Annotated in this window: 10 protein-coding genes, 1 tRNA gene and 1 rRNA gene; 4 read left to right on the forward strand and 8 right to left on the reverse strand. The window is 65.3% G+C overall.

Annotated elements, in window-relative coordinates:
• Positions 1–43: 43 nt before the first annotated feature.
• Genes nrdR through NO347_RS14350 form a run of 3 tightly spaced genes read left to right on the forward strand, consistent with a single transcriptional unit; the run spans position 44 to position 4,122 of the window.
• Positions 44–571, forward strand: a complete 528-nt coding sequence (nrdR, locus tag NO347_RS14340) for a transcriptional regulator NrdR (RefSeq protein ID WP_256290311.1) — start codon at positions 44–46, stop codon at positions 569–571.
• Positions 525–3,119, forward strand: coding sequence for a ribonucleoside-diphosphate reductase subunit alpha (locus NO347_RS14345; protein WP_256290312.1), 2,595 nt, complete (start codon positions 525–527; stop codon positions 3,117–3,119). Before nrdR ends, NO347_RS14345 begins: the two co-directional genes overlap by 47 nt.
• Before the next feature lie 10 nt (positions 3,120–3,129).
• On the forward strand, positions 3,130–4,122 hold the full coding sequence (locus NO347_RS14350) for a ribonucleotide-diphosphate reductase subunit beta (RefSeq protein ID WP_256290313.1): 993 nt from the start codon (positions 3,130–3,132) through the stop codon (positions 4,120–4,122).
• A gap of 27 nt (positions 4,123–4,149) precedes the next feature.
• On the opposite strand, the gene NO347_RS14355 is transcribed toward NO347_RS14350, so the two are convergent.
• Positions 4,150–4,944 (reverse strand): DUF7260 family protein, encoded by a 795-nt coding sequence (locus NO347_RS14355; RefSeq protein WP_256290314.1) that lies wholly within the window; start codon positions 4,942–4,944, stop codon positions 4,150–4,152.
• A 195-nt stretch (positions 4,945–5,139) separates the two neighbouring features.
• On the opposite strand from NO347_RS14355, the gene NO347_RS14360 reads away from it, so the two are divergent.
• Positions 5,140–6,177: a zinc-dependent alcohol dehydrogenase family protein gene (locus NO347_RS14360; protein WP_256290315.1), complete on the forward strand. Its 1,038-nt coding sequence runs from the start codon at positions 5,140–5,142 to the stop codon at positions 6,175–6,177.
• Between the two features lie 24 nt (positions 6,178–6,201).
• On the opposite strand, the gene NO347_RS14365 is transcribed toward NO347_RS14360, so the two are convergent.
• The 7 genes from NO347_RS14365 to rrf all read right to left on the reverse strand — a co-directional run.
• A complete protein-coding gene (locus tag NO347_RS14365) occupies positions 6,202–6,816 on the reverse strand; it encodes a VOC family protein (RefSeq protein WP_256290316.1) in 615 nt (204 codons plus the stop codon).
• 94 nt (positions 6,817–6,910) lie between these two features.
• Positions 6,911–7,072, reverse strand: coding sequence for an HVO_2142 family zinc finger protein (locus tag NO347_RS14370; RefSeq protein ID WP_158599324.1), 162 nt, complete (start codon positions 7,070–7,072; stop codon positions 6,911–6,913).
• Between the two features lie 142 nt (positions 7,073–7,214).
• Positions 7,215–8,063 (reverse strand): hypothetical protein, encoded by an 849-nt coding sequence (locus NO347_RS14375; RefSeq protein ID WP_256290318.1) that lies wholly within the window; start codon positions 8,061–8,063, stop codon positions 7,215–7,217.
• 117 nt (positions 8,064–8,180) lie between these two features.
• Positions 8,181–8,822: a helix-turn-helix domain-containing protein gene (locus tag NO347_RS14380; protein WP_256290327.1), complete on the reverse strand. Its 642-nt coding sequence runs from the start codon at positions 8,820–8,822 to the stop codon at positions 8,181–8,183.
• Between the two features lie 71 nt (positions 8,823–8,893).
• Positions 8,894–9,844: an alpha/beta fold hydrolase gene (locus NO347_RS14385; RefSeq protein WP_343217984.1), complete on the reverse strand. Its 951-nt coding sequence runs from the start codon at positions 9,842–9,844 to the stop codon at positions 8,894–8,896.
• Positions 9,845–9,932: 88 nt separating this feature from the next.
• Positions 9,933–10,008, reverse strand: a tRNA-Cys gene (locus NO347_RS14390).
• A 103-nt stretch (positions 10,009–10,111) separates the two neighbouring features.
• A 5S ribosomal RNA gene (rrf, locus tag NO347_RS14395) occupies positions 10,112–10,185 on the reverse strand; the annotation flags it as partial.

Below are 10,185 nucleotides of genomic sequence, written 5' to 3' on the forward strand. Positions count from 1 at the left end.
GATATATGGGATTAACCGCCTGGAGGGACGACGAGTGACAACTATGGAGTGCCCGGACTGCGGTCACGACCGGACGAGCGTGGTGGACACGAGAAGCGGCGCGGACGGGACGACCGTGCGGCGTCGCCGCGAGTGCAGTCGGTGTTCCTTCCGGTTCACCACCTACGAGCGCCCCGAGTGGGAGACGCTCCAGGTGAAAAAGCGGGACGGCTCGATCGAGCCGTTCGACCGCGAGAAGATCAGAGGCGGCATCGAGCGCGCCGTCGAGAAGCGCCCCGTCACAGACGACGAAGTCGACCGACTCGTCGCGGAGATTCACGCGGACATCCGGGATCGAGGGACGCGCATCGTCTCCTCGAAACTCGTCGGCGAGTTGGTCTCCGAGAAGCTTCGGGAGGTCGACTCCGTCGCGTACGTCCGATTCGTCTCGGTGTACAAGACGTTCTCCGACCCCGAGGAGTTCGTCCGCGAGCTCGATCGGATCATAGACGAGGAACTCGACGGCGAGGAAGTAATCACAGACGATGCGGATTCGGGTCCGGATTCGCCACCCGACTCGGAGGCGGACTGAGGCCGATCGATACGCAACTCAGGAGTTAGATAAGATGGCTAGCGCAACAGCGACACAGGACGCAGCGATACGAGAACTACTCGACCGAGCGCGACGCGGACAGACCGACGTCGTCGACGACGACACCGCCGCCGACCTCGTGCGGGAAGCCGAACGCGACCTCTACGAGGGCGCCTCTCGAGACGAGGTCTACGAGGCGCTCATCAACGTGACGACCGCCCGGATCGAGCGCGACCCCGCGTACAAGCGCATCGGGGCCGTGCTCCACCTCGATCGGTACTTCGACGAGGTGACCGGACAGGAGCCGATCGACCTCCTCGGAACGGCGAGCGAGGAAACCACAGACGGCGCGGGCACGAGCGACCGTGACGGCGCGGCCGACTACGACGCACTGTACCGGGACACGTTCGTCGCGAACGTCGAGCGCGGCGTCGAGGAAGACCTGCTGGACGAGCGGATGACCGACGGTCGGTTCGATCTGGACGAACTGGCGGACGCGCTCGTGCTCGACCGCGACGAGAAGTTCGAGTACCTCGCGGCGTCGACGCTGACCCAGCGGTACTTCATCCGGATCGAGCAGGACGGCGAACCGCTCGAACTGCCGCAGGCGTTCTGGATGCGCATCGCGATGGGCCTCGCGCTCGAAGAAGACGACCCCCAAGAGCGCGCGCTGGAGTTCTACGACGTCCTCTCGCGGCTGCTCTTTACGCCCTCGACGCCGACGCTGTTCCACAGCGGCACGACGCACCCACAGCTCTCCTCGTGTTACCTCACGACGGTCGAAGACGACCTCGAACACATCTTCGACTCCTACAAGCACCACGCACAGCTCTCGAAGTGGAGCGGCGGGCTCGGCAACGACTGGACGAACCTCCGTGCGGGGGGCGCTCTCATCGAGAGCACTGGCGTCGAATCCACCGGAACGGTGCCGTTCCTGAAGATCAGCAACGACGTCACGGCGGCGATCAACCGCTCGGGCAAGCGCCGCGGGGCCGCCTGCGCGTATCTGGAATCGTGGCACCTCGACTTCCCGGAGTTCCTCGACCTGCGGCGGAACACCGGCGACGAGCGCCGGCGGACCCACGATATGAACACCGCGGCGTGGGTACCAGACCTGTTTATGAAGCGCGTCGAGGCCGACGAGGAGTGGACGCTCTTCTCGCCCGACGAGGTTCCCGAACTCCACAGTACGTACGGCGAGGAGTTCGAGGAACTGTACCGCGAGTACGAGGCGAAGGCCGAGGCCGGCGAACTCCGGCAGTACGAGCGCGTCGACGCCGCCGAACTCTGGCGGACGATGCTCACGCGGCTCTTCGAGACGGGCCACCCCTGGATCACGTTCAAGGATCCGAGCAACGTCCGCTCGCCGCAGGACCACGTCGGCACCGTCCACTCCTCGAACCTCTGTACGGAGATCACGCTCAACACCAGCGCCGACGAGCACGCGGTCTGTAACCTCGGAAGCGTCAACCTCTCGAATCACATTTCCGGCGACGGACTCGACCGCGACGCCCTCGCGGAGACGATCGAGACCGCGATGCGGATGCTCGACAACGTCGTCGACCTCTGTTTCTACCCGACCGACGAGGCCGAATACTCCAATATGCGCCACCGACCCATCGGCCTCGGCGTGATGGGCTTCCACGACGCGCTGATGCAGGTGGGCGTCCCGATGGGATCGGAAGATGCGATCGAGAAGTCGAACCGCTGGCAGGAGTTCGTCTCCTATCACGCGATCCTGAACAGTTCGCGTCTGGCCAAAGAGCGCGGCACCTACGAGACCTACGAGGGGAGCAAATGGGACCGCGGCATCCTCCCGCACGACACCGTCGACCTGCTGGAAGAAGAACGCGGCCGCGAGATCCCGACCGACCGATCGGAGACCCTCGATTGGGGCCGCGTGCGCGACCACATCGGCGAGCACGGAATGCGCAACTCGAACACGATGGCGGTCGCGCCGACGGCGACGGTCTCGACGATCAACGGGACGACCCCGTCGATCGAGCCGATCTACTCGAATCTGTACGTGAAGTCGAATATGAGCGGTGACTTCACGATCATCAACGACCAGCTCGTCGCGGATCTGAAAGCGCGGGGCCTCTGGGACTCGGAGATGCTCGATCGGCTCAAGTTCCACGACGGCTCGATCCAGGAGATCGACGAAATCCCCGACGACCTGCAGGAGCTCTACCGCGGGGCGTTCGAGATCGACCCGCGACACCAACTCCAGTTGACCGCCCACCGCGGGCAGTGGATCGACCAGTCAGTCTCACACAACGTCTTCTTCCCCAGCACCGACGGCTCGCTGCTCGACGACGTCTACAAGACGGCGTGGCGGCTCGGCGTGAAGACGACCTACTACCTCCGGACGCTCGGCGCGTCCCAGATCGAGAAGTCGACGCTCGATATGGCCGAGTACGGCCGGACGCAGCGCCGAGACGTCGGGTCCGCCGGCGACGAAGATAGAGACGGATCCACGGACGACGATCAGAACGGCGACAGCGACCTCGCACGTGTCGAGGATCCGACCTGCGAGGCCTGTCAGTGAGGTGACGAAGATGCCACTACTCAATCACGACGCGGAACACGACCCGAACAAGATCCTGCCGATCGACTACGACTGGGCGCGCGAGTACTACCGCGACGGCGTCGCCAACAACTGGGTCCCCGAGGAGATTCCGATGCAGGACGACATCTCCCAGTGGAACGGCGACGAGCTCACCGACTCGGAGCGACAGCTCGTCGAGTGGAACCTCGGGTTCTTCTCGACGGCGGAGTCGCTGACGGCGAACAACATCGTCCTCGCGATCTACGAGTACGTCACGGCGCCGGAGTGTCGGCAGTACCTCCTTCGACAGGCCTACGAGGAGGCGATCCACACGGATACCTTCATCTACTGCTGTGACTCGCTCGGCTTCGACCCCGAGTACCTCTACGGGATGTACGATCGCATCCCAACGATCAGCCAGAAAGACGAGTTCGTCGTCGAACTCACGCAGAACCTCGACGATCCGGAGTTCAGCCTCGACGAGACCGAGGACGTGCGCGATCTTCTCCGGGACCTCGTCGGCTTCTACGTCGTGATGGAGGGCGTGTTCTTCTATGCCGGCTTCGCGATGATGCTCGCGCTGAAGCGCCGGAACCGGATGGTCGGCATCGGCCAGCAGTTCGAGTACATTATGCGCGACGAGTCGCTGCACGTGGGCTTCGGCGTCGATCTGATCAACCAGATCCGCAGGGAACATCCCGACGCCTGGACCGAGGAGTTCGGCGCGGAGGTGCGCGACCTGATCGAGACGGCCGTCGACCTCGAACAGGAGTACGCGCGCGAGGCGTGTCCCGAGGACGTCCTCGGGATGGGCCCAGAGCAGTTCTCCGAGTACGTCGAACACGTCGCGGACCGCCGGCTCGGCCAGTTGGACCTCGAAGAGAGCTACGGGACGGACAACCCCTTCCCGTGGATGAGCGAAGCCGTCGACCTGAACAAAGAGAAGAACTTCTTCGAGACGCAGGTCACCGAGTACCAGAGCGGCGGGTCCCTCGACTGGTAGGACACCACTGGCGCGCGCAGGGCGACGTCACCTGTCACCGAGCGCGTCGTCGAGTTCGTCACGTCGCCGCCGACACTCCCGGACGCCACGGAGCAGCGCATCGAGGGCGGGGTAGGTAACCTCCCGCTCGCCGAACAGGTATTCGACGACCGTGTCGTGACCGATCCCGGCTTTCACCTCGGTCGCGGTCACGCTCTCCAGCGTGGACTGTCGCTCGCGGATCGCGGCGTCGAGGTCGTCTTCGAGGGAGGCGGCGCGCTCGCGACGCGTCCACAGATCCGCGTCCTCCGACAGGATCCGAACCGATGCGTCGACGGCCGGCAACGACTGTTCGACGTGTTTCAACGTCTCGATGGCGCTGTCGAGCGAGTCGAGTTCGATCGCCAGCGCGCGGCACATCACCCGACTCTCCGCGAGGCGCTGTTCGACGTGTTCGAGGATGGCTCGCTGGAGCGGTTGGGTGAACCGATTGCCGCCGCCCGTAGACGCGAGCGCGACGGCGACTTCCGTGCTCAACTCGGCGGCCAGCACCGCGCGGACCGTCGCCGATTCGTCGTCGACGTGCGGGACGACGTACTCCTCGAACGCGGCGCGGACGCGACGGCACCGATCGTCGGTCGTCGCCGCCGCGCCCGTCGTCCATCCGGGAGACGGCGATCCGAAACGCTCGGCGGTGCCACCGGCGCTCACGGGCTCGGTCTCGGCGACCGTCGCGCGGAACTGCTCGAAGCCGCGTCGCTGGCGCTGCGTCTCGCGCCGTTCGTCGCGGACGGCGCGACGGGCCGCGGTCAGATCGCGAATGGCGGCGTCGACGTCGGGCACGCTCGGTCACCTCCCCGCTTCCGATTCCAGTCCCGAATCGCCGGAGCCGCGAGGCCGACCGGAGCTCGAATGCTGTGGTAGTCGATCGCTACGCATATTTTAGGTATACCTAAACAATCGTCATAACCGTTACGGAGCGCCGACCGAATCCGCCGCGAACCCCGGCTTTTTCCTCGCGCCGGACGCAGAGCCGGTATGCGCGCAGCAGTGTATCACGGCCCCCGCGACGTCCGAGTCGAGGACGTACCCGAACCGGAACTGAGCGCTCCCACGGACGCGATCGTCCGCGTGACACACACCGCCGTCTGCGGCTCAGACCTCTGGTTCTATCGCGGCGAGAGCGACCGCGACCTGGGATCGAAGATCGGCCACGAGCCGATGGGAATCGTCGAAGCCGTCGGCGAGGAGGTCCGCTCGGTCGAACCGGGCGACCGCGTGTTCGCCCCGTTCAAGATCAGCTGTGGCTCCTGTGAGTTCTGCCGGAAGGGGCTCCACACCTCTTGCGTGAACGGCGACGGCTGGGGCGGCGACAACGGCGGCGCACAGGGTGAGAAGATCCGCTGTCCGCAGGCCGACGGCACGCTCGTCCGCGTGCCGGACCGCTACGCCGACGACGAGGACGCGCTCCGGTCGCTGCTTCCGCTCACTGACGTGATGGGCACCGGCCACCACGCTGCGGTGAGCGCCGGCGTCGAGGCGGGCGAGACCGCCGTGGTCGTCGGCGACGGGGCCGTCGGGCTCTGCGGCGTCCTCGCGGCCCGCCGGCTCGGGGCGGAGCGCATCGTCGCCGTCGGCCATCACGAGGACCGATTGGAACTGGCCGAATCGTTCGGCGCGACCGACCTCGTCGCCGAGCGGGGCGATGAGGCGGTCGAGCGCGTCCGCGAGTTGACCGGCGGCGGCGCAAATCACGTGCTGGAGTGTGTTGGCGCGGCCTCGTCGATGGAGATGGCGGCAGAAGTCTGTCGCCCGGGCGGCACGATCGGCTACGTCGGCGTCCCGCACGGACTCGACGGCGGCCTCGATCTGTTCTCGTTCTTCGGGGACAACATCTCGCTCCGCGGCGGGATGGCTCCCGTTCGCGCGTACGCCGACGAGCTGATGGCCGACGTCCTGCAGGGGACGCTCGACCCCGCGCCGGTGTTCACGAAGACGGTCGACCTCGAAAACATCGCCGAGGGCTACAGGGCGATGGACGAACGCGAAGCGATCAAAGTCCTCGTCGAGGTCTGAACGGTAGAGCGTGACTCCGGCGGTTCACTCGACGCCGCCGACGCCCGAGGACGCGTCGGGGAGATCGTACGGGGTCGCGTCGAGCCCGAGTGCTTCGAGTGCGGCCGCGAGGTGTTCGTCCTGGGCGTACTCCGCGCCGTCCTCGACGCGCAGTTCCTGGGCCTTCGCGAGCACCTCGCCGCGGCGGTCCTCGGGGATGTCGTATTTGTCCGTCGAGAGTTCGATGACGAGGCCGTTGTTGTCGTGGGTGTACAGCGAGAAGAAGATCCCCCGGTCGAAGACGTTGTAACCGCGGCCGTCGTCCTCGAGCGCGGCCGCGACGTCCTCGAAGTCCTCGGGGGCGATGCTGAAACAGAGGTGGTGGACGGACCCGGTGCCGCCGCGCTGCGGGCCGCGGTTTGAATCCCGATCACCGACGAACACCGTCAGGATTCGGCCGTCGCCGGTGTCGAAGAACAGGTGCGTCTGCGAGGGGTCGTCGAGGTTCGGCTGGCGGAGGACGAGCGGCATCCCGAGGAGGTCGCGATAGAACGCGAGCGTGTCTTCTTCGTTGCTCCCCCAGATAGTGATGTGGTCGGTCCCGGTCGTCTGAATCGGGCTGTCCGGCCGGTCCGCGGTGACGGGCGTTTCGTCGCTCATACCGGAGGTAGCATCGCGACCAGCATAAGTATCGGAGTGACACCGGTGTCACCACTGCGTCGTCCACGAAGCGCCCGAATCACGTCCGACAGAATCAGCGATCGACGTCTGTCCCGACGAACGTGTCCCGGCGATAGCGACACTGCTCACAGAAGAACTGGGCGTAGCCCGCCGGCTGTACCCCGCTGAACGACATCTCGTCGCCACAGTCAGGGCACCACTCGGAGCCGACGCCGGACGGTCGCTGAATCGACATAGTACTGCGAAATGGGGGCTGCTACATTATCCTGTCGATCTTTCATTATAGATAGCCGACGGGCCGATCGATGGCGTCGGTGCACGCGGCAGACGTGCCAGTGCTCGTGCGGGCGAACGGAAAAAGAAGCGGTCGAGCGCGGTTAGTACCGCGAGGGGAGGTACGCGAAGCCGACGAGGAAGATCACCGTCAGGAACGAGGCGATGCTGACGCCCCACAGGCCGTTTTTGTGGAGCGTGTGCTGGTCGATTTCGGCGTTCTGCTGCCGGAAGCTCTCGAAGTCCTGAGTGAGCTGAAGCGTCGATTCGTCGGCGAAGTGTGCGAGGTACGTCTCGCCGCCAAGCGTGACGTTCGAGTTGTCGCTGACGCCGATCGTGTTCGTCCGCGGGCCCGTCCACGCGAGCGTGACTTCGCTCGTGGTCACCGCGTCGATGGTGCTGGCGTTGCCCTCGTACTGAACGGTGTCGCCTTCGGCGTACGTCCGCGTTTCGGGCTCGGGGAAGTACTCGCTCGCGGGGACGAGTTCGGAGCCGTCGATGACGACGTACTGCGTGCCGTTCTGCGTCACCATCTCCTCACTCGCTGCGGGGTCCTCTTGGAGGATCGCGGTCTCGTTGATGTCCTCGCGCAGGGTGAACGCCGTGGGACCGTCGCCGCTACCGACGAGCACGCGCCACTCGTTCCCGTCGAACGACTGCGTGGAGTTGTTCTCCCACGCTGCGGTGTAGCGCGCGGACTCGTTCGTGTACTGGAGTTCACCCTCGACGACGGTGGTCGCGATTCCGCCGTGACCGCCGCCCTGCTCGGTGGTCGTGATCGCCGAGACGGTGTAGGTCTGTTCGCCGACCTGGAACTGATCGCCCTGAGCGAGTTCGTACTCCGGATTCTCGAACTCGACGTGTGGCGTCTGTGCGGTCGCGATGAGCGAATACGAGGCCGCACCGATGACGATGAAGAGTGCGACGTAAATCGCCGCGGCACGTCGTTGCATATCTCCGGATTTGGTCACGTGGCGTATAACGGTTACCGTTTTCCGGAAGGCGTTTCCGGGGGTGCGTGCGCCGACCACGACGTCGGCGGGGGCGTCAGATCAGACAACGACCACTCATCACTGCCGCTCGGTGTGCTGTTTCACGACCGCTGCCTCCGCTTTGCGCAACAGTTCTCCGGCCGTGCTCGACGAACAGTCGAGGGCGTCCGCGACGTCTGCCACGGATCCCTCCCGAGGTACCTCATAATAGCCGACGTCGACAGCTGCTGCGAGTGCGGCCCGCTGTCTGTCGGTGAGGCGCGATGGCGCTGCGCGCCGCTCGAACTCGTGGACGCGCTCGATAGAGAGCGTACCGAGCGCGGAGAGTCGCTCGTGGAACGCACTGAGTGCCGTCGGCTCGCCGACGGCCTCGAACCGAACCGCGCCCGTGTCGAGGAAGACGACCGGCGGAAGGAATATCACGCGCGCGTCCACGATCGTCTCCAAGATGGCCGCCGAAAACTCGTAGTCGTCCTGTTGGAGGAACGCGTACGTGCCGTCAGCTCCCTCGACGAAGTGACTCGCGAGGAGCGAGTCGATCGCCTCGGTGGCCGCCGCCGCAGCGTCGCGGTCGACGTCGAGCCAACAGAGGCTCGTCGCGTCCGCCGTCGGGCTCCACATCAGCAGCTCGGTCCGCGTGAGGGGCGTCTCTGCGACGACCTGTCGCTGGAGCGGGTGGACGAATTCGGGGTAGCGGACGGCAAACTGGACGCGTTTCATCTCGCCGTTGGGCCACGTCGTGCTGCGGGACGTATCAATCACGGCGGTTCGCGGCGGGGGGCGCCCAGCCATCACGTCTCGGAGCGATGCGCCGCGAGAGCTTCTGGAACCGCCCGAAGCAACGTGCCGAGGTGGTCTTCACCCTCCAAGACGTGGATGTGAGCCGTCGAAAGTGTGGTTTCGAGGCGGCGAGCATCCGTGATCGGAACGTTCGTGTCGCGGTCGCCGTGCCAGAGATGCACCGGGACGTCGATATCCTCGAATCGGATTCCCCACTCGGTCGAGACGTTCTGAAAATCGGTCACGGCTCCGCACCGACTGTGAGCGAACGCTTCGAGAAAGTCGGCTTGCACGACCGTGGCGACCTCTTGCGGTATCGAGCCGGTGGCCTCCCCCGCAGTGTACTGATCGACGACGAACGCGGGATCGCGGCGGTGGGCTAGCCACGCGTGCCCGCGAAACAGCACCCCGAGGAGCGTCGGCGTCGTCGACGCCAGCCCCCCCAGGAGACGCTGTGTTAGTGGCACCGTCTCGCTGAGATGCGGCGGCGTCGCTCCGGCGACGAGATCGACGCGACTGACCCGGTCCGGTCGAGCGGCCGCAGTCGCGAGTGCATACGGACTCCCGCCCGAAAACGCGACGATCGAAGCCGATCCGACGTCGGCGTCGTCGAGGATGGCACTAACATACGTTTCGGCGTCGGTAATCGACTGGTCCGGCCACGGCGTCGAGCGGCCGTACCCCGGTCGGTCCGGGGCGAGCAATCGAACCCCGTGCTCCTGTGCGTCGGCGTCGAACAGCCGTCCCAACAAACGAGAACCGGGAGTTCCGTGCAAAAATACGACTGGTCGGCCGTCCGGGTCGCCGTACTCGCTGTAGGCGACCTGCTTGTCTGCGGCTATCGATACCGTTCGTGTGCGACCGTTCGTGGCCTCGGAACGACGTCGCGGCCGATTAGAGGTGGATGTCGCCATTGGATGTCGATAGTCGTCTCCGCACCGAGAGGTTGGTGCCGGATTCATCCGGTGGTTTATGTATTTTTGGAGGGGCGCTCGACAACGCTGCCGCTCGTGATACTGAACGCGGTGAGAGAGTGTCCGCAAAATTCCAAGCCAAGGGCCGGATTTGAACCGGCGATGATCCGCTCTGCAGGCGGACGCGTTCGGCCAGACTCTGCCACCTTGGCGCACCTATCTCTATTCCGTTTCTGCGTTTAAGCCTAGCGGTCCGCTATCGTTCGAAATGAAGAGAGCCCACGAGCACGCGCTCGTGGGCTCTGAAAGTATGAGTGGAGGCGGCGAGCCAGTGTTCCCAGAGGATCGCTCACTCCAGTACTACCTCGCACGCTGGCAGGCTTAACTTC

Source organism: Halobellus inordinatus, from assembly GCF_024464655.1.
In the GTDB taxonomy this organism is placed as follows: Archaea; Halobacteriota; Halobacteria; order Halobacteriales; family Haloferacaceae; genus Haloquadratum; species Haloquadratum inordinatus.

Bases quoted from the DNA above. Each gene is read 5' to 3' on its own strand.
- NO347_RS14375 (WP_256290318.1), bottom strand. From the start codon at position 8,063: ATGCAACGACGTGCCGCGGCGATTTACGTCGCACTCTTCATCGTCATC.
- NO347_RS14345 (WP_256290312.1), top strand. From the start codon at position 525: ATGCGGATTCGGGTCCGGATTCGCCACCCGACTCGGAGGCGGACTGAG.
- NO347_RS14365 (WP_256290316.1), bottom strand. From the start codon at position 6,816: ATGAGCGACGAAACGCCCGTCACCGCGGACCGGCCGGACAGCCCGATT.
- nrdR (WP_256290311.1), top strand. From the start codon at position 44: ATGGAGTGCCCGGACTGCGGTCACGACCGGACGAGCGTGGTGGACACG.
- NO347_RS14385 (WP_343217984.1), bottom strand. From the start codon at position 9,844: ATGAATCCGGCACCAACCTCTCGGTGCGGAGACGACTATCGACATCCA.
- NO347_RS14380 (WP_256290327.1), bottom strand. From the start codon at position 8,822: ATGAAACGCGTCCAGTTTGCCGTCCGCTACCCCGAATTCGTCCACCCG.
- NO347_RS14370 (WP_158599324.1), bottom strand. From the start codon at position 7,072: ATGTCGATTCAGCGACCGTCCGGCGTCGGCTCCGAGTGGTGCCCTGAC.
- NO347_RS14360 (WP_256290315.1), top strand. From the start codon at position 5,140: ATGCGCGCAGCAGTGTATCACGGCCCCCGCGACGTCCGAGTCGAGGAC.
- NO347_RS14350 (WP_256290313.1), top strand. From the start codon at position 3,130: ATGCCACTACTCAATCACGACGCGGAACACGACCCGAACAAGATCCTG.